Source organism: Salinivibrio sp. PR932 (genome assembly GCF_001996125.1).
GTDB lineage: Bacteria > Pseudomonadota > Gammaproteobacteria > Enterobacterales > Vibrionaceae > Salinivibrio > Salinivibrio proteolyticus.
Genome location: NZ_MUFM01000014.1, coordinates 40,277 through 59,069, shown reverse-complemented (window position 1 = coordinate 59,069; position 18,793 = coordinate 40,277). Strand labels below are relative to the sequence as shown.

General features: G+C 51.0%; 17 protein-coding genes. 13 read left to right on the top strand and 4 right to left on the bottom strand.

What is annotated here, in order from left to right:
* Entirely contained in the window at positions 1–729 is a 729-nt protein-coding gene (locus BZG84_RS08890; protein ID WP_158011475.1) for an HAD-IA family hydrolase, read from the top strand.
* Positions 730–852: 123 nt separating this feature from the next.
* Positions 853–3,033 carry a DNA helicase II gene (gene uvrD / locus BZG84_RS08885; protein ID WP_077678143.1) on the top strand — a complete coding sequence of 727 codons (2,181 nt, stop codon included), beginning with the start codon at positions 853–855 and terminating at the stop codon, positions 3,031–3,033.
* Positions 3,034–3,119: 86 nt separating this feature from the next.
* On the opposite strand, the gene BZG84_RS08880 is transcribed toward uvrD, so the two are convergent.
* Positions 3,120–3,764, bottom strand: a complete 645-nt coding sequence (locus BZG84_RS08880; RefSeq protein WP_077479943.1) for a LysE family translocator — start codon at positions 3,762–3,764, stop codon at positions 3,120–3,122.
* Entirely contained in the window at positions 3,761–4,693 is a 933-nt protein-coding gene (gene rarD, locus BZG84_RS08875) for an EamA family transporter RarD (RefSeq protein WP_077479965.1), read from the bottom strand. The genes BZG84_RS08880 and rarD overlap by 4 nt, the downstream gene beginning before the upstream one ends.
* Positions 4,694–4,930: 237 nt before the next feature.
* Between rarD and recQ the strand changes: the two genes are divergently transcribed.
* The 4 genes from recQ to BZG84_RS08855 all read left to right on the top strand — a co-directional run bounded on the left by recQ (position 4,931) and on the right by BZG84_RS08855 (position 8,329).
* Positions 4,931–6,745: an ATP-dependent DNA helicase RecQ gene (recQ, locus tag BZG84_RS08870; RefSeq protein ID WP_198536722.1), complete on the top strand. Its 1,815-nt coding sequence runs from the start codon at positions 4,931–4,933 to the stop codon at positions 6,743–6,745.
* Complete coding sequence (locus BZG84_RS08865) at positions 6,732–7,034, top strand: DUF3630 family protein (RefSeq protein WP_077479942.1); 303 nt, start codon at positions 6,732–6,734, stop codon at positions 7,032–7,034. Before recQ ends, BZG84_RS08865 begins: the two co-directional genes overlap by 14 nt.
* 112 nt (positions 7,035–7,146) lie before the next feature.
* Complete coding sequence (locus BZG84_RS08860) at positions 7,147–7,815, top strand: 7-cyano-7-deazaguanine/7-aminomethyl-7-deazaguanine transporter (RefSeq protein ID WP_077479941.1); 669 nt, start codon at positions 7,147–7,149, stop codon at positions 7,813–7,815.
* Positions 7,816–7,876: 61 nt separating this feature from the next.
* The gene (locus BZG84_RS08855; protein WP_077479940.1) at positions 7,877–8,329 is read left to right on the top strand and encodes a GNAT family N-acetyltransferase; all 453 of its coding nucleotides are present in this window, start codon (positions 7,877–7,879) and stop codon (positions 8,327–8,329) included.
* A gap of 543 nt (positions 8,330–8,872) precedes the next feature.
* Here BZG84_RS08855 and elbB read toward each other — a convergent pair.
* Complete coding sequence (gene elbB, locus BZG84_RS08850) at positions 8,873–9,523, bottom strand: isoprenoid biosynthesis glyoxalase ElbB (protein ID WP_077678142.1); 651 nt, start codon at positions 9,521–9,523, stop codon at positions 8,873–8,875.
* Between the two features lie 451 nt (positions 9,524–9,974).
* On the opposite strand from elbB, the gene polA reads away from it, so the two are divergent.
* Both polA and BZG84_RS16620 read left to right on the top strand, forming a co-directional pair.
* Positions 9,975–12,725 (top strand): DNA polymerase I, encoded by a 2,751-nt coding sequence (gene polA, locus BZG84_RS08845; protein WP_077482015.1) that lies wholly within the window; start codon positions 9,975–9,977, stop codon positions 12,723–12,725.
* A 196-nt stretch (positions 12,726–12,921) separates the two neighbouring features.
* Positions 12,922–12,969: a hypothetical protein gene (locus tag BZG84_RS16620; protein WP_438616993.1), complete on the top strand. Its 48-nt coding sequence runs from the start codon at positions 12,922–12,924 to the stop codon at positions 12,967–12,969.
* Positions 12,970–13,485: 516 nt separating this feature from the next.
* Here BZG84_RS16620 and yihA read toward each other — a convergent pair.
* A complete protein-coding gene (gene yihA, locus BZG84_RS08840; protein ID WP_077482013.1) occupies positions 13,486–14,139 on the bottom strand; it encodes a ribosome biogenesis GTP-binding protein YihA/YsxC in 654 nt (217 codons plus the stop codon).
* Positions 14,140–14,288: 149 nt separating this feature from the next.
* Between yihA and BZG84_RS08835 the strand changes: the two genes are divergently transcribed.
* The 5 genes from BZG84_RS08835 (at position 14,289) to hemN (ending at position 18,792) form a co-directional block, all read left to right on the top strand.
* A complete protein-coding gene (locus tag BZG84_RS08835) occupies positions 14,289–14,906 on the top strand; it encodes a c-type cytochrome (RefSeq protein WP_069590267.1) in 618 nt (205 codons plus the stop codon).
* 713 nt (positions 14,907–15,619) lie between these two features.
* Complete coding sequence (locus BZG84_RS08825) at positions 15,620–16,261, top strand: class I SAM-dependent methyltransferase (protein WP_077481536.1); 642 nt, start codon at positions 15,620–15,622, stop codon at positions 16,259–16,261.
* Positions 16,258–16,737 carry a Der GTPase-activating protein YihI gene (yihI, locus tag BZG84_RS08820; RefSeq protein WP_077481524.1) on the top strand — a complete coding sequence of 160 codons (480 nt, stop codon included), beginning with the start codon at positions 16,258–16,260 and terminating at the stop codon, positions 16,735–16,737. The genes BZG84_RS08825 and yihI overlap by 4 nt, the downstream gene beginning before the upstream one ends.
* A gap of 13 nt (positions 16,738–16,750) precedes the next feature.
* A complete protein-coding gene (locus tag BZG84_RS08815) occupies positions 16,751–17,245 on the top strand; it encodes a DUF2489 domain-containing protein (protein WP_077640167.1) in 495 nt (164 codons plus the stop codon).
* Positions 17,246–17,418: 173 nt separating this feature from the next.
* Positions 17,419–18,792: an oxygen-independent coproporphyrinogen III oxidase gene (hemN, locus tag BZG84_RS08810; RefSeq protein ID WP_077481528.1), complete on the top strand. Its 1,374-nt coding sequence runs from the start codon at positions 17,419–17,421 to the stop codon at positions 18,790–18,792.
* Position 18,793: the final 1 nt, after the last annotated feature.

The window sequence follows — 18,793 nt, the reverse complement described above, 5'->3', positions numbered from 1 at the left end:
ATGAAATTTTATCGTCGCTTAAACACGTTTGATGCGGTGAGTTTTGACTTGGATGATACCTTGTACGATAACTGGCCGGTGATCGCACGTGCGGAGGCGGCGCTAAACGACTATTTGAGTGAGCACTGCCCGCCGCTCGCCGCGCTTGATAAAGCCACCCTTGCGGGATTTCGCCGCCAAGCCCGTGACCAGAACCCAGCCCAACGCTTTGATGTTACCGCGATGCGGGTTGCCCAGCTGACGCTTGCCGGTGAGCATGTTGGTTTAACCGCGGAGAAGGCGCGCGCACAAGCCCAAGCGGCGACCACCTTCTTTTGCGGATATCGCAGTGACTTTACTCCGCCGGCGCAAAGTTTGGCTTACTTAAAAGCCTGGTCCGAGAAACTGCCATTGGTGGCCATCACCAACGGTAACGTCGACACCGATGCGATTGGCCTGACGCCGTTTTTCCAGCATATTTTCCGTGCCGGTGAACACGGGGCGGCCAAGCCGAGCCCAGAGATGTTTGATAAAGCCGCGCAGGCCTTGGGCATCGCCCCGGCGCGTATTTTACATGTGGGCGATCATTTAAGTTCGGATGTGGCTGGCGCGCGCCAAGCGGGCATGCAAGCCTGTTGGATCCGCCCTGAGCGCCAATCACCCATGATGCATAAAGGGCGCACCTTACCGGATGTGGCGATCGACGATTTATCTGAGCTCGATACCCTTATTCAGCAACGGCACCGCTAAAATCACCTCAGTTTCAATCACTCAGCGAGCTAAAACACGCATTATGATCGGGCGCGCAATTTAGTGGCGAGCTGGTATAATCGCTAACCAGTGTATAAATACCCAGTAAAATGGCAGGTGGCGATGGACGTATCAACTCTTCTTGACGGACTCAACGACAAACAGCGTGAAGCCGTGGCCGCGCCGCTCGGCAACCATTTGGTGTTGGCAGGTGCTGGCAGTGGTAAAACCCGGGTGCTGGTTCATCGTATGGCTTGGCTGATGCGGGTCGAAGAGGCATCGCCGTTCTCGGTGATGGCGGTCACCTTCACCAACAAAGCGGCAGCGGAAATGCGCGGCCGTATCGAGCAATTGATGCAAGGCACCGCCTCTGGCATGTGGTGTGGCACCTTCCACGGCATTTGCCATCGTATTCTCCGTGCCCACTATTTAGACGCCAACCTGCCACAAGACTTCCAAATTCTTGATTCAGATGACCAGCAGCGCTTGCTGCGTCGGTTAATTAAAGCGCAAAACTTGGATGAAAAACACTGGCCCGCCAAGCAAGCGAGTTGGTATATCAATGGCAAAAAAGATGAAGGCTTGCGCCCCAAGCACATTGATACCCGCCATGATCCGGTTGAAAGTACTTGGCTGCGGATTTATCAGGCGTATCAAGAAGCCTGTGACCGCGCCGGTTTGGTGGATTTTGCGGAGATCTTGCTGCGAACCTTAGAGTTATTGCGTGATAAAGCGGTGATCCGCGAACACTATCAAGCACGTTTCCAGCACATTTTGGTGGATGAGTTCCAAGATACCAACAACATCCAATATGCGTGGCTGCGTATGATGGCGGGCCAACAGGCGCATGTGATGATTGTGGGGGACGACGACCAATCCATTTACGGCTGGCGTGGCGCGAAAGTCGAAAATATTCAGCGTTTTCTGGATGATTTCACCACCCCGCAGACCATTCGTTTGGAGCAAAACTACCGCTCAACCAGTACGATTTTGCAAGCGGCGAACACCCTGATTGAAAACAATGCCGATCGGATGGGCAAAAGCCTGTGGACCGAAGGCAAAGAGGGTGAGCCCATCTCTGTGTATGCCGGTTTTAATGAGCTGGATGAAGCGCGTTTTGTGGTCGGGAAAATCAAAACCTGGCAAGACGAAGGCGGCGCGCTCACCGACAGCGCGATTTTATACCGCAACAACGCCCAATCTCGAGTGCTGGAAGAAGCCTTAATTCAAGCCGGTCTCCCTTATCGTATCTACGGCGGCATGCGCTTTTTCGAACGTCAGGAAATCAAAGATGCGCTGGCCTATTTACGTTTGATGGCGAATCGCAATGACGATGCGGCGTTTGAGCGGGTGGTAAACACGCCCACTCGGGGGATTGGTGATCGCACCCTTGAGACGCTTCGTGGCGCGGCGCGCGATCGTGGCCAAACTTTATGGCACACGGCCGAGCAAATCTTGGCGGAAAAAGCACTGGCAGGACGGGCGGCCAATGCGTTGGGCCGGTTTATCGAGCTGGTCAATGCGCTAGAAGATGACACCCGTGACATGGCACTGTATCAACAAACCGATGCGGTGATCCGTCACTCCGGCTTGCGCGCCATGTACGAGCAAGAAAAAGGTGAAAAAGCGCAAGCGCGTGTCGATAACTTGGAAGAGTTGGTGACGGCTACGCGCCAATTTACTCCTCCTGAAGAGGCGGAAGCGGAAGGGATGACACCGCTGTCGGCGTTCTTGGCCCACGCCGCCCTTGAGGCCGGTGAAGGCCAAGCGGACGAGTTTGATGATGCGGTCCAATTGATGACCTTACACAGTGCCAAAGGCCTCGAATTCCCCTTAGTCTTTATGGTCGGGGTGGAAGAGGGCATGTTCCCCAGCCAGATGTCAGCCGAAGAAGCAGGCCGCTTAGAAGAAGAGCGTCGCCTTTGCTATGTCGGCATGACGCGCGCGATGGAAAAACTCTATCTGACCTACGCAGAAATGCGCCGTGTGTACGGCAAAGACATGTTTCATAAGATCTCGCGCTTTATTCGTGAGCTGCCCGAGGCCTGCTTGGAAGAAGTGCGAATGCGTGCCAATGTCTCACGCCCTGCTACAAGCGGGGGTCGTTTTTCCAAAACGCAGACTCAGGAGAACTTTAACCAAACCGGGTTTAGTTTGGGTCAGCGGGTTCAACACCCTAAATTTGGTGAAGGCACCATCATCAACTTTGAAGGCAGTGGCGGACAAAGCCGCGTGCAAGTTGCCTTTAATGGGGAAGGGATTAAGTGGTTGGTGACTCAGTACGCCAAACTGGAAGCGCTTTAAGCTCGACCGGTTAACGGTAAAAAACGCCCAGCCTCGGCTGGGCGTATTGATATTTATCCTACCACCTGCGTTTTTCAGCTGCGGTGTTAGCCGAACACGCCGGCTTGCCAAACGACCGCACCACCTAGCAGCAAAAACAACAGCGCACACAGGCCATCGATAACCGGGGCGACTTTGGTGAGCACTTGCTGTACGCGACTGCCTGATAGCAGCCAGGCGAGTGACGAAAACCAGCCTAATGAGAGCAGAAACACCACCGCCACGGCCATGGCTTTGCCGCTGGCAGACATGCTGGCCGGCACCAAGGTACTCATCAACGAAATAAAAAACACCAAGGCTTTCGGATTAAAAAGGTTGGTCAGCACCCCTTTCCAAAAGGCCTGTTTTTGGCCGCGTACCGCAGGCGCATCATTGGCGGTTTGCGCCGGTGCTGTGGTGGCGGCGAGCAAACCTTTGATTGCGCTAAGGCCTAAATACATCAGCACACTGCCCCCCGCCACTTGCACCCACATAAACAGTTGTGGGTGCTGATGCACCAACAAGCTGATGCCGGTAATGCTCAGTATTGTGTGCGCCAAAATACTCAGCGATAACCCTAGTGCAATCGCCAAGCCAGTGGCACGGCCATAACGGGTCGCATTTTGGAGCACCAAGGCAAAGTCGGGCCCGGGGCTGAGCAGCGCAATCATATGCACCCCCGCCAGCGTGGCGAGAATAGCGAACTCATTCATCCTGATTTTCCTGCTGACAAAGGCGTGGTCTCTATCTTGGCTTCTTGCTGTCGTTTCGCCCGATAGGCATCAAAGCTAAATATCGCCAAGGCGGCCCAGATAAAGGCAAAGGTGGTGGCTTTATCTGGGGTAAAGGGTTCGTCATACAAGCCGACGGCGAGTAAAAACATTAAGCTGGGGCCGATATATTGGAAAAAGCCCAATACCGTCAAGGGTAAGCGGGTGGCGGCGCCGGTAAAGCACAGTAAAGGCACCGTCGTGATCAAACCGGCAGCGGCCAGTAGCATATTCAGGCTGATGGGATTATCGAGCAGGTTGGCGCTGGGTGTATCGGCAAACTGCCACAGATAAATCAGCGCAACGGGCAAGAGTGTGCAGGTTTCCACAAACAAACCCGGCACCGCAGGGAGATTGATTTTTTTGCGCAGTAAGCCGTAAATCGCAAAACTGGTGGCCAGCACCAACGCAATCCAAGGCAGTGAACCAAAGGTGATCAGTTGTACCAATACCCCTACCAACGCCAGCGCGGCGGCAAGCCACTGTAGACGGCGGAAACGCTCACCAAGAAAGATCATCCCCAGCGCTACGTTCACCAGTGGATTAATGTAGTAGCCAAGGCTGGCATCCAGCATGCGGTTATTGACAATCGCCCAGATAAAAATCAGCCAATTACAGCCAATAAAGCAAGAGGTGAGCATCAACATCAACAGTTTTTTCGGCTCGCGGACAATCGGCTTGAGCTGATAAAAGCGACGGGTGAAAAAAAGCAGCAATGCCAAAAAGACAAACGACCACAATACCCGGTGCGCTAAAATTTCGGGCGCCGGAATATGGTTGACCGTTTTAAAGTACATGGGGGCGATACCCCACATAATGTAGGCCGCAAGGGCCAGTAACACGCCTTGGCGTGTGCGTTTTGGATCAGGAATCACAGCGCAGTCTCGTTATAAGTGTCGGTCAGGGATGAACACGAACGTGTGCATGTTGACTAGATGTAACAAGTTGTAAGGGCGGGCGCAAGCACCTTTCTCTGTGCTCAGGGTTTCATCGCTTACGGGGTGTCGGTAGAATGAGCGCCAGTTTGAGTAATGAGCTTGATTATGTCCGCCACCCCCGCCCATGCCGATGCGTCAACCGAAACTGGCGCCGCTACCGCTGATCCTGCCATGAGTCCTGCCCATCAGGTACTCAAAGCGGTGTTTGGTTATCACCAGTTCCGCGAGGGTCAGCAAGCGGTGATTGATGCGGCGATTGCGGGGCGTGATGCCTTGGTGATTATGCCGACCGGGGGAGGGAAGTCTCTGTGTTATCAGATCCCCGCGTTGGTGCGCACTGGCTTGACCGTGGTGATTTCACCTTTGATTTCATTGATGAAAGATCAGGTTGACCAGCTTAATGCCAATGGGGTTGCGGCGGCGTGCTTAAACTCAGCGATGACGCCTGAGGCGCAAGCGGATACCTTGCGTGCGCTAAATCAGGGGGAGGTGAAACTACTCTATGTATCGCCTGAGCGCGCGTTAGGGCGCGACTTTATCCATCGCTTAACCGAGTGGCAACTGGCGTTGATTGCGGTCGACGAAGCGCACTGTATTTCCCAGTGGGGGCATGATTTTCGTCGCGAATATGCCTCTTTAGGCCAGCTCAAACAGCACTTTCCTGATGTGCCTGTGATGGCGCTGACAGCCACCGCGGATGCCACCACGCGCGAGGATATTTTATCCCGCCTTGCCCTGCACGATCCCTTGGTGCATCTGGGTAGCTTTGACCGCCCTAACATTCGCTACACCTTGCTGGAAAAGCACAAACCTTTGGCCCAATTGGTGCAGTTTCTGAGCGGTCAACGCGGCCAATCAGGGATTGTCTATTGCAATAGCCGTAAGCGGGTTGAGCAGGTCACTCAAAAACTGTGTGATAACAATATGCTCGCCGCTGCCTACCATGCGGGAATGAGCACTGAGGCGCGCGGCTCTGTGCAAGAGGCGTTTCAACGTGACGATGTCAACATTGTGGTGGCGACTGTGGCGTTTGGGATGGGGATCAATAAGCCCAATGTCCGTTTTGTGGTGCACTATGATGTGCCGCGCAATATTGAATCTTACTACCAAGAAACCGGCCGAGCAGGGCGAGATGGACTGCCGGCTGAAGCGGTGTTGTTGTATGACCCCTCCGACATGGGATGGCTCCATCGCTGCTTGGAAGAAAAGCCGGATGGGCCCCAAAAGCAGGTCGAAAGCCATAAACTGACTGCGATGGGCGCATTTGCCGAAGCACAAACCTGTCGCCGTTTAGTGCTCCTAAACTACTTTGGCGAGCATCGGCAAACCCCTTGTGGCAACTGTGATATTTGTCTCGACCCGCCTACCCATTTTGATGGCACCGAACAAGCACAAAAAGCGCTGTCGTGCGTGTACCGTGTTAACCAAAGCTTCGGGGTTGGATACGTGGTGGAAGTGTTGCGTGGAATGCAAAATCAGCGCATTAAAGATCATGGCCATGACAAGCTCTCTACCTACGGCATCGGGCGAGAGTGGAGCCATGAATACTGGGTAAGCATTATTCGCCAATTGATCCATCGCGGTTATCTGGTGCAAAACATTGCCCGTAGCTCGGTGCTGCAGTTAACTGAACAAGCGCGACCATTACTGCGCAGCGAGATTGCCCTTGAGCTGGCGGTACCGCGTATTGGCCTCAGCCCTCGCACCAAAGCCAACAAGCTGAGCCAGCGCCATTACGATAAAAAACTGTTCGCCAAGCTGCGTAAGTTACGTAAAGCCATTGCTGACGAAGAAGATATTCCACCTTATGTGGTGTTTAACGACGCAACCTTGATGGAAATGGCCGAGATGCTGCCGTCATCGCAAGCGGAGCTCCTAGCGGTCAGTGGCGTCGGACAGCGCAAGCTAGAAAAATTCGGCGATGCGTTTTTGGACTTGATTGACGATCACTTGAGTTTGAGCGAGTACGGCTATGGCACCGAGTAATTGGCAATTGATAGCGTCCGACAACACCTTGGCGTTTTATCAGCCGCAGCTGGATGCGGATAATGGCAAAGAAATCTGTCAGCCATTGCTGCAAGCCCTCGAAGCCTCTGTGCTTGAGAGCCAACAAGACGCGGACATGATGACTTGGCTGATTGATTTTGAAGGCGCGCGTTTGATGCTCAAAGCAGCACATTACACCCAGAGCGTGTGGTTAGAAGCGTTGGATGAGGAGGGCGATGAGGTGATTAGCTTTTTGCGCCACTGGTGGACGCGTCATCCGCCTCTTTAAATTGCGCTGGCACCGTTTCTTGATTGCTGTATAATTCGCCACCTCGCGCTGCCTGTAGACGGGTAGCTAAGTATTTTGGGTTCCCTCGCCCCCAATGACAAAAAGGTGCACTATGAGCCACTTTTCTCTTGCTCAGCAGCGTAAAGCGCTGGGTTACCTCGTGATTTTTCATCTACTGATCATTGCCTCCAGTAACTATTTGGTGCAGATCCCCTTTACGGTTTGGGGTTTCCACACCACGTGGGGGGCGTTTACCTTTCCGTTTATTTTCTTGGCCACGGATTTAACCGTCAGGATCTATGGTCCGGCATTGGCACGCCGTATTATCTTGCTGGTAATGGTGCCCTCGCTGCTGATTTCCTACGTGTTATCCGTCTTGTTCTATCAAGGCAGTTACCAAGGGTTTGCGGAGCTGGGCACGTTTAACCTCACCGTCGCTCGGATTGCGATTGCCAGCTTTATGGCTTACTTACTGGGTCAGATTTTAGATATTCATGTGTTCAATCGGTTACGCCAGCAGCGCCAATGGTGGGTGGCACCGAGTTGTTCCACTTTGTTTGGTAATGCGTCAGACACGCTCGCGTTCTTTGCAATCGCATTTTACCAAAGCCAAGATACCTTTATGGCCGAGCACTGGGTTGAAATTGCTTTGGTAGACTATGCCTTTAAGCTGATTATTAGCTTGGGGCTGTTTATTCCTATGTATGGGGTATTGCTCAACCTGATTATTCGACGAATCACACAGGTGACGCCGTCGGCGACGGTGCAGCAAACGTCCTAATTAGTAGCAGAATAAAGAGTCGCATCGCGGCTCTTTTTTTACGTCAATGCGGGGAGGTGAGATGGAAATTCGTGCCGGGCACTTAGAGGAGGCGGTAACGGTGCTTAACAGCGTGCCCGAGTTGGATACGGGTGTATCCTTGGAACAATGCCACGCGCGATTAGCGGGACGCACAGCATTGGTATTGGTGGCGTATCAAAACGGTGAGCCTGTCGGTGCCAAAATAGGCTATGCCACCAGTAAGACGCAGTTTTATAGCTGGCTGGGCGGGGTGACCAAAGCGGCCCGAGGTCAAGGGGTGGCGAAAGCCTTGTTACAAGCGCAAGAAGCGTGGGTAGCGGCTTCTGGCTATCGAACGCTTGCGGTCAAATCACGTAATCGCTTCACGGCGATGGTGTGCATGCTGATGCGTCATGGCTATCAGATGGTTGCGGTGGAGCAAAAAGGTCAGCCTGCCGACTATCGCCTTTATTTTGAGAAGCAGATCAATAAATGTACAGCGAGTGGAAAATAAGCGTATTTTTTTCTTGATAAACGATAATGAGAATGGTTATTATTAACTTGCGCTCAGGGCCAAGCCCACATGCTCAGCTCTGAAGGCACGACATTGCTCACATTGCTTCCAGTGTATTAGCGGGGCGCTTATCAAACAGTGATTAAGTTAGCCTATTTTTGCTAGGCGACACCTTTCGGGGTGTCGCTTTTTTCTTTTCTGGACACTGGCTTTTCGAACCAGAGTTGTTGGCGTGATGACGGTGGATGCAATGACAGTTTGATGACAACGAGTGAGTCTGAGCACAAGATCAATAAATGAAAAAGATTCTCAACTAAGTGTTGAAAGTGGGAATGAGAATGGTTATTGTTAACTTGCGTTCGGGGCAAAGCCCACATGCTCAGCTCTGAAGGCACGACATTGCTCACATTGCTTCCAGTGTATTGGGGCCAGCAAACTGTTCTGATAACAGCTTTGTTTTTGCGCTCACTTGTTATAGCGACGCCCATCTCGGCGTCGCTTTTTTCTTTTTCTCTGCTGCGTTTCTGTGCGGATGAGCGTGTTTTAGGCGAGCTCCACCAATTTTTTCACCATCCGATTGATCCCACTGGCGGCATCCAGTACTGATGTCGCGAGCATATAGGCGGGCGTGGACAGGAGATGGTGGCGCTGATCTAATACATAATCTGATACCGGACACTCAATATGCTCACCGCCCATCCGGTTAAAGGCGGCAGCGATATCGGGCTCATTACCAATGGTACCTTTGACGCCTTTTGGATAGATCTGCGGGATCATGATAGGGGCAATACACATGTAGCCGGCGGGCTTTTCTGCACGGGCGAAGGCTTGGCAAACCGCAAACATCTCTTGGTTGACTTGCACCGGATCGCCATTGTAAGCAAAGTCCGATAAGTTTTTCGCCGCGCCAAAGCCGCCGGGAACCAGTAAGGCGTCGAAGTGGTCGACGTTTAAATCCGTTAGCGGAAGGATCTCCCCACGAACAATACGGCTGGCTTCGGTGAGTACATTGCGTGTCTCTTTCATCGCTTCGCCGGTACGATGATCGATCACATGGTGCTGATCGATATCTGGTGCGAAGCATTGCCATTGGGCATCGTTTTGCTCGAGGGCAAGCAGGGATAGGACCACCTCTTGGATCTCGGCACCGTCAAACACGCCGCAGCCAGATAAGATAACAGCCACCTTTTTCATGATGCTCTCCTTGTATCGAGATTAAAATTATCGCAATTAATATGGATCATCGACCAAACGCGTCTACGCTTAATTGCGTTCAACAGTGTCGCATTGGTGCTGGGTTAAGCGAAATAGTAGCCAAGTTCGATAACCAAATTGGTGATTATCTCCGCAGTTTGTGATGACTTTCTCTGCAACCTCATGCAGAGCAAGTGATTTCTTTTTCCACACCTAAGGATCCTTTTTCGATCAAGATCCTTTTTGTGTGATATGGCATAAGTATTTGTTTTTAATCTATTTAAAAATCAAAATTCATGTTTATTTAGACGAAATCAAAACCCTATAAAATATTTACCAACAAACTTATCCACAGCTCAGGCTATGGATGTGAAAAACCGTGGTTAACAGGAATGACGACTCGTGGCATGCTTAGCAGCTAACGTGTTTAACTGGCAACCAAGATTCTGATATGGCAACTCTTCCCGACAATCCGTTAATCCTTGTGGATGGCTCTTCGTACCTTTACCGGGCATACCATGCGTCTCCTAATCTCACCAATAGCCAAGGTGAACCCACTGGAGCCGTCTTTGGGGTGGTGAACATGCTGCGTAGTTTGTTGCGACAATTTCCCCATTCACATGTGGCGGTGATTTTTGATGCCAAAGGGAAGACATTTCGTGACGATATGTACGAGCAGTACAAAGCCAATCGTCCACCCATGCCAGATGACCTACGCGGGCAAATTGAACCTCTGCATAAGATTATTAAAGCCATGGGGCTGCCTTTACTCGCGGTAGAAGGGGTGGAGGCCGATGATGTGATTGGTACACTCGCCACTCAAGCCTCAAAAGCGGGAATGCCGGTACTGATCAGCACCGGTGATAAAGACATGGCGCAGCTGGTGGATGAGCACGTCACCTTAATCAACACCATGACTAATGTGGTGATGGATCCTGAGGCGGTGCGTGAAAAGTATGGCTTTGGTCCTGAGCATATTATTGATTACCTTGCCTTGATGGGCGACAAAGTCGATAACATTCCTGGCGTACCGGGTGTGGGTGATAAAACCGCGACCGCGTTGATTGCCAATCTAGGCGGCTTGGATGATATCTACGCGAACCTCGATAAGATTGCAGCGCTCAGCTTCCGCGGCGCGAAAAGCATGGCGAAAAAACTGACTGAGCATCAAGACGCCGCTTACCTGTCTTATCAGCTCGCCACGATTAAATTGGATGTTGAACTGGATTTCACCCCTGAACAGCTAGTCAAGCAAGAGCCTGATAATGACACCTTGGTGACCATGTATCGTGACTTACAATTCCGCCGCTGGCTCAAAGAGCTGGATGAAGGCGATGCGCCGGAAGAGGCGGTGTCTGATGAGCCTATCCCACAAGAGACCACGATTGACCGCAGTGGCTACCAGACGCTATTAACGCGGGACGCACTGGACACTTGGCTGAAAAAAATTCGTGACGCTGAGGTGGTGGCGGTCGATACGGAAACCGATAGCCTCAACTATATGGAAGCCAATCTGGTTGGAATTTCATTTGCTGTCGCGCCGGGTGAAGCGGCGTATGTACCGGTAGCGCATGATTATCTGGAAGCGCCGGCGCAATTATCGCTGGATGAGGTGCTGGAGGTGTTGCGTCCTTGGTTGGAAGATCCCTCAGCGGCGAAAGTCGGCCAGAATTTGAAATATGATGCCAGTGTGTTTGCGCGTCACGGGATCACCTTAAAAGGGATCGCCTATGACACCATGCTGGAATCGTACGTCTATAACAGTGTGGCGGGACGTCATGACATGGACAGCCTCGCTGAGCGTTACTTGCAGCACACCTGCATCAGCTTTGAAGAGATAGCGGGGAAAGGCAAGAAACAACTGACCTTTAATCAAATTCCTCTTGAGCAAGCGGCACCTTATGCGGCGGAAGATGCCGATATTACGTTGCGTTTGCATCAATACCTGATTAGTAAAGTCACCAGTGACGAGAAACTGAAAACCATCTTTGAGTTCTACGAGATGCCGCTAGTCAGCGTGTTGTCGCGTATGGAACGTCATGGTGTGCTAATTGACAAAGACAAGTTGGCGACCCAATCAGAGGCGTTACATACTCGTTTGATTGAGCTTGAGCGTGAAGCGTTTGAGATTGCCGGCGAAGAGTTCAACTTAAGCTCGCCCAAGCAGCTACAAGCGATTTTGTTTGAGAAAATGGGCCTGCCGGTGGTGAAGAAAACCCCATCAGGTAGCCCTTCAACCAATGAAGAAGTGCTGCAAGAGCTCTCACTCGATTACCCGCTGCCAGCACGGATTTTGGAATATCGTGGGCTGGCAAAGCTCAAATCGACGTACACGGACAAATTGCCGCGCATGATCAATGCGCAAACCGGCCGCGTGCATACCTCGTATCATCAAGCCGTCACCGCGACGGGGCGCTTATCGTCCACCGATCCGAACTTACAAAATATCCCCATTCGTAACGAACAGGGTCGCCGTATTCGAGAAGCCTTCACCGCGGAACCGGATCACACCATTTTGGCGGTCGATTACTCGCAAATCGAATTGCGAATTATGGCGCACCTATCCGGCGATAAAGCCTTGCTAGAAGCGTTCCGTGATGGCAAAGATATTCACGCCGCCACCGCAGCGGAAGTGATGGGGGTGAGTCTTGACGAGGTCACCAGTGAACAGCGTCGCCGCGCCAAAGCGATTAACTTTGGTCTGATTTATGGTATGAGTGCTTTTGGTCTGTCCCGTCAGTTAGGGATTGGCCGTCAAGAAGCACAAAGCTACATGGATACCTACTTTGAGCGCTACCCAGGCGTAAAGGCCTACATGGACCGCACCCGTGAGCAAGCGGCGGAAAAAGGCTATGTAGAAACCATTTTTGGCCGTCGTCTCTATTTGCCGGAAATTAAATCGCGTAATGGGATGCGTCGTAAAGGGGCCGAGCGCGCGGCAATCAATGCGCCGATGCAAGGAACCGCGGCCGATATTATTAAGCGTGCGATGATACTGGTTGATCAATGGATTCAAGCCAATGCCGCGGATGACGCCCGTCTGGTGATGCAAGTTCACGATGAACTGGTACTGGAAGTTAAAACGTCATCTTTATCCAAAGTTGAAAGTGAAGTACGGAAACTGATGGAGTCGGCGGCGGACTTGGACGTGCCTCTGATTGCCGAGTCTGGACACGGTAATAACTGGGGTGAAGCCCACTAAATCACGGCTTTTCCTGTGGTTTAATAACAAAAAAGCTAAAGCCGACACCCTGTCGGCTTTTTTTTCGTCCGTTTATCTTGCTGTTTTGGCGTCTTTTTGTACATTTCGATACAAATTTATGAAAAAAAATTACGTAGGATACTTTTCAACGCTGTGCATTTGATATACAGTTATTGGCGTAGGGTACAGAGGTAAGATGTTCTATCTTTCAGACCTTTTGTTTCACGTTATTGGATTTGGCTGATTCAGCAGCCCCAGTCAGGATACTGACTGGGGCTTTTTTTATTGGCAATTTCCCAACCGATGAAGACACCCTGCCACTGCCTTTTTATGTTTCGCTGGCTCGCCTATTCCCATTCTTTTCAAAAAAATTAGAGTAATTACTTTAATTTTAGTGATGAGCTTGGTTATAATGCGCGCAGCTTCTTGTTCTTTATGTGTCTACGGGGTCTTATCAGATCGCTTACGCACAAAGATTCGCCGATCCTGTCTTAGGGTCGGCTTTTTTTTGGGCAATTTTGCCCGAAGTGATGGTTTTGTGACCTTGAGGCAGGAATCAAAGTGAATGTGCGGCGAGACTAATGGTTCGACAAAGCGATACTTGCGTTATGGGCGATTGTCTATAAAACTTGTCGCGATAATAAGATAAATCCTATTTCTCTCCCGTTGCCCCACCTGTTCAGGTGGGGACTTTATTTTCTCTGCCATCTTCAGGCTAGACGAGCTCATAAATTCAGCTTACTCGGCGTATAAGAGGCGATCACTCCGGCTCTGCATCAGGGGAAGTCTCGTCGAGAACGCTCTCCTCAGGCGCTTGGTGGTACCAAGTGTCGAGCTTACGGCGAAGCTTATCGACGCCAATGCCTTTTAGGGATGAGAACAATTCAATCTCTACATCGCCACAAAACGCCAGTGCGGCTTCACGGATCTTCATCAGTTGTTGCTTACGGGCGCCGGATTTTAGTTTATCGGCTTTGGTCAGTAACACCATGACAGGCAGGTTGGATTGCACCGCCCAATGAATCAACTGTTGATCAAGATCCTTCATGGGATGACGAATATCCATCAACACCACCAGTCCGCCCAACTGCTCGCGTTTTTGTAGGTATTCACCCAGCGAACGTTGCCACTTTTCTTTCATCTCCAGTGGCACTTGGGCAAAACCATAGCCGGGCAGGTCGACAATATGGCAACCATCGTCCACCTTAAAAAGGTTAATTAATTGTGTCCGCCCCGGCGTCTTACTGGTCTTTGCAAGGCTCTTTTGGTCACAAAGACGGTTAAGGGAGCTAGACTTGCCGGCGTTGGAACGACCAGCAAACGCGATTTCTATCCCAGTATTATCAGGCAGATGGCGAATATCGGGTGCGCTGGTAACAAATTGGGTGTTACGGTAATTAAGCGATTGCTCCACTGTTAACTCCGTCTCGTCTTGGTGTAGTAGACTGATTACTTTTGTGTGAATTTGTGTAAAATAACCGTGCTCGGTTTTTGATCGGTTATTGTACCATGACGGTAACGAAGTAGTGGTACTGGAAGCTTGATAATTATAAATGGAATGTCATGAAGAAATTAGCGCTAATATTGACCCTCCTCGCCAGCGCCTCAGCCTGGGCCCAAGGAGATGCTGAAGCGGGCAAAGCAAAAGCCAATACCTGTGCCGCCTGTCACGGTGCCGATGGTAATAGCATTTTGCCTGACTACCCCAACTTGGCGGGTCAGCACGCCAACTACATTGAAAAGCAATTAAAGGAATTTAAGCTCGGCGCGCAAAGCGGCGGAGAGCAAGGTCGTTACAATGCTGTGATGGCAGGCATGGTTGCACCGCTTTCAGAGCAAGACATGGCTGATCTCGCGGCTTACTATGCGACCTTGACGCCAAAGCCTGGCACTACGCCTGAAGGCTCGGTGGCGATTGGCCGTCAGCTTTATATGGCAGGTGATCCTGAGCGTGGCATTGCAGCCTGTACTGCGTGTCATGGTCCGCGCGGTAATGGTACGCCTTCTTCTGGTTTCCCCAAAATTTCTGGCCAGCCCGCGAAATACCTAGCGAGTCAGCTGAAAATGTTCCGCGATGGTGATCGTCATAACGATATGAATCAAATGATGCGCTCTGTGGCGGCGAAGCTGACCGACAACGAGATTGATGCGTTGTCGAAATATCTTGGTGGCCTGCACTAAGACAGCATTGCCTCGCGGCGACACGAATATATATTGAAAGCGAAAGGGGCGCAGGCCGCTTTCGCTTTTTTGTTGTCTGACGTCTTACCCGCTTAGCTTTTATCTTCGGTTTTTTACTCATACCAACCGACTCCGTCCAGCTGACCCATTGACGCAGACGGCCTTACCGCGAAAAGAGCGATTTTTTCTGTAAGAGATCGCCCATAGATTGCCGTGGAAAATAGATAAAATTTATGCGAGATAATAAAAAATAAACAATAGAATCAAAACCTTAAAACTAAATCTTATTCTTGTACTGATTTGTTTTTGGCTGCAATTCTAGGCAATGGGCGTGGTTGTAGTATTCTATCCCCATCGACAGGACGTTGATGCATCACCCGCACGGAGCGCGGGGGAAACGCCAGGAAGGTGACGCCACCAAGGTGGTGCGCATGGAGCGCGTTAGCACAAGGAGTGTGATGCACGAGGACAGTGCCGTGGTTGTCATGATGACAAGGACGCAGGAGGCGACGGTTAGGCAGGTAGCCACCACAGCAACAGGACGTTGATACAAAGGGCGCACAGCGCCACCAAGCAGGGACGAAAGACGTACCAGGACGGACGACACCCGCTTATATCGCTCTGGCGATACCGCGACAGGCTTTATGCCTGTCGCTTTTTTATTGACCCACTTTCTGCTACATTCGCGCCAGCTTCTGGCATTGAAGAATGATATGCAGCATTGCCCATTATGTGCGCACCAAGGCGTACACCCTTACCATAGTGATAAACAGCGAGCGTACTTTCAGTGTGCAGTGTGTGAGTTAGTATTCGTTGACCGTGATGCGTTGCTATCGGCGGATGACGAGAAGGCGATTTACGACTTGCACCAAAATCATGCTGAGGATGAAGGCTATAAACGTTTTCTGTCCCGCCTGTTCACACCGTTAATGACACGGTTACCTCAACATGCTTACGGGCTCGATTTTGGTTGTGGACCGGGGCCGGTGTTGGCGAGGATGCTGACTGACGCAGGGCACACTATGGCCTGCTATGATCCCTTCTATGCGCCAGATGCACAGGTCTTAGAGACGCAGTACGACTTTATTACCTGTACAGAAGCTATCGAACACTTTTATCAACCCGACGTGGCTTGGCAACAATGGCAAGCCATGCTGAAGCCCGGTGGATGGCTCGGGGTGATGACCAAGTTGGTCACAGACCAAGCGGCATTCTCACGTTGGCATTACAAAAATGACCCCACACACGTGAGCTTTTTTAGCCGTCATACTTTTGAGTTTTTAGCCGCGAAATCGGGCCTTGCGCTTGAATTTGTTGGCAACGACGTAATTTTAATGAGGAAACCACTGTCATGACGCGTAAAAAGAAAACGCGCCGCGTAGGATCGGAAGGCCCGGCGCAATACGTAGATAAAAATCAGAATGAACAAGATCGCATTGCGCGTATGCTGAAAAAGCAGAAAAAGCGCAAAGGTAAAAAAGCCGGCTCGCGTCATTCGGAAGAAAGTAAAACGCAAACGCGCCGCAGCGGTGGTAGTAAAGACCCGCGCATTGGCAGTAAAAAGCCTATCCCACTCGGGACGGATGCGGTGAAACCAAAGCAGCCTAAACTCACGCCTGAGCAGGAGCTTGCCAAACTCGAGCAAGACCCACAACTGAATGTGTTGTTGGATCGTATCGAAAATGGTGAGAAGTTAGGCTCTGGTCTGCAAGCGTATGTGGATGAAAAGCTCGATCGCATTGAAGTGCTGATGGATAAGCTTGGCTTACTCAATGACGACGACACTGATGAAGACGACCTGCTGGCAAAATTTGAACAACAGGACGACTAACGAGGAGTAACTGGTGCAGGATTGGATCTGGGTATTAGCCGGACTAGGCGGATTAATTATTCTCGGCCTATCCATTTATGCGGGGGTGTTGCTGGCTAAATTAAAACGCCAAAACACCTTACAAGCGCAGCAAAAAGAGGCTGCGATTGCCAAGCGCAACGATAAAATTGTCGAGAGTGTCGACGTGATTGCGTTTGCCGCACTTAACGATCAGTGTGATTTATCGGAAGCGGCGATTCGGCTCTATATGATCATGGATCATTTGCAAGGCGATAAACGGGTCGAGTTTGATAGCCGTTACCCCGCATTGTTTGAGCTGTATGAAGCGGTGAAAGATACCCCACGCGGCGAGGCGCGCAGTGCGCTTAAAAAGAAAGAGCGTATGAAGTTTGACCTAGAACGGGCGAAACACGAAGCGCGCCTTGAGCAAGCGATTAAGGCCGAGTTGGCCGAGATTCTCGCGTTTACGGGCGGTCGCCATATCCCTGATCATATCCTGACCCATTAAAGCCAGTCGCGCGGTCTATCTTCTGACCGCGCAATACCCCTATAATTATTGGGCGAAACTCGATCTCACCGACACTTTCGCATCGCTAGCGCCGGTTAGTGCTCAACACTTCACCAAAAGCTGTGGCACACTAGGCGCTGTTGTCCTGAGCGCTCTTTGCGGAATTGTAAGCTATGTCCTCACCACAAGTTATTTGGGATCAAGCCCTTATCAATAAGTACAACTATTCAGGGCCCCGCTATACCTCGTATCCTACCGCGTTAGAATTTCACGAAGCCTTTACGGCCGCTGAATTTGATATGGCCTGTAGCCAGTATCCTGACCGGCCCTTATCGCTCTACGTACATATCCCGTTTTGCCATAAGCTTTGTTATTACTGCGGATGCAATAAAGTGGTGACGCGCCATCAGCATAAAGCGGATGAATACCTGGATGCGCTTGAGCATGAAATTCGCCAGCGTGCGTTTTTGCTGGGCACGCGTCGCGTGACTCAGCTGCATTGGGGTGGGGGAACGCCGACATTTTTAACTAAACCGCAAATATCCCGCTTGATGAGTTTGCTACGCCAAGAGTTTCACTTTGAGGCTGAGGCAGAAATCAGCATTGAAGTCGACCCGCGTGAAATCCCATTGGATATGCTTGATCACTTGCGCGGTGAGGGGTTTAACCGCATTAGCATTGGCGTGCAGGACTTTGATAAAAAAGTGCAGCAGTTGGTCAATCGAGAGCAAGACGAAGACTTTATCCACGCCTTGGTTGAGCGTGCGCGTGAGCTGGGATTTCGCTCCACCAATCTTGATTTAATTTATGGTTTACCCACCCAGACGCCAGCGGGTTTTGCCAAAACCTTAGAGCAAGTGCTGACGATGCGTCCGGGACGTTTGTCGGTGTTTAACTATGCGCATTTGCCATCGCTGTTTGCTGCGCAGCGCAAGATTAAAGACGACGATCTCCCATCGCCAGATGCCAAGCTGACTATGCTGCAAGAGACCATCACCACATTAACCAATGCTGGCTACCAATTTATCGGCATGGACCATTTTGCTCTGCCCGATGATGAACTGGCTGTCGCGCAGCGTGAAGGGCGTTTGCACCGCAATTTCCAAGGCTACACCACGCAAGGTGATTGTGACTTACTGGGGTTGGGCGTGTCGGCGATTTCGATGATTGGCGATTGTTACGCGCAAAACCAAAAGGACATGAAGCAGTATTATCAGCAAGTGGATGCTGAGCGCCATGCATTGTGCAAAGGCGTGATGCTAGAGCGCGATGACCGGATCCGCCGTGATGTGATCAAAGCACTGATGTGTAATTTTTACTTGGATAAAGCCCAGATTGCGGCCGAGTATGACATCGACTTTGATGGCTATTTTGCTGAGGATCTGAAACTCTTGCAGTGTTTTGTCGATGATGGTTTGGTCGCCTTGACCGACACCAGCATTGCTGTGACCAAAACGGGGCGCATGTTGATTCGTAACATCTGTATGAGTTTTGATGTTTATTTACGGGATAGAGCGCGCCAACAACAGTTCTCGCGAGTGATTTAAA

Coding starts and splice junctions, on each gene's coding strand:
- BZG84_RS08890 (WP_158011475.1), top strand. CDS start 1: ATGAAATTTTATCGTCGCTTAAACACGTTTGATGCGGTGAGTTTTGAC.
- uvrD (WP_077678143.1), top strand. CDS start 853: ATGGACGTATCAACTCTTCTTGACGGACTCAACGACAAACAGCGTGAA.
- BZG84_RS08880 (WP_077479943.1), bottom strand. CDS start 3,764: ATGAATGAGTTCGCTATTCTCGCCACGCTGGCGGGGGTGCATATGATT.
- recQ (WP_198536722.1), top strand. CDS start 4,931: ATGAGTCCTGCCCATCAGGTACTCAAAGCGGTGTTTGGTTATCACCAG.
- BZG84_RS08865 (WP_077479942.1), top strand. CDS start 6,732: ATGGCACCGAGTAATTGGCAATTGATAGCGTCCGACAACACCTTGGCG.
- BZG84_RS08860 (WP_077479941.1), top strand. CDS start 7,147: ATGAGCCACTTTTCTCTTGCTCAGCAGCGTAAAGCGCTGGGTTACCTC.
- BZG84_RS08855 (WP_077479940.1), top strand. CDS start 7,877: ATGGAAATTCGTGCCGGGCACTTAGAGGAGGCGGTAACGGTGCTTAAC.
- elbB (WP_077678142.1), bottom strand. CDS start 9,523: ATGAAAAAGGTGGCTGTTATCTTATCTGGCTGCGGCGTGTTTGACGGT.
- polA (WP_077482015.1), top strand. CDS start 9,975: ATGGCAACTCTTCCCGACAATCCGTTAATCCTTGTGGATGGCTCTTCG.
- BZG84_RS08835 (WP_069590267.1), top strand. CDS start 14,289: ATGAAGAAATTAGCGCTAATATTGACCCTCCTCGCCAGCGCCTCAGCC.
- BZG84_RS08825 (WP_077481536.1), top strand. CDS start 15,620: ATGCAGCATTGCCCATTATGTGCGCACCAAGGCGTACACCCTTACCAT.
- yihI (WP_077481524.1), top strand. CDS start 16,258: ATGACGCGTAAAAAGAAAACGCGCCGCGTAGGATCGGAAGGCCCGGCG.
- hemN (WP_077481528.1), top strand. CDS start 17,419: ATGTCCTCACCACAAGTTATTTGGGATCAAGCCCTTATCAATAAGTAC.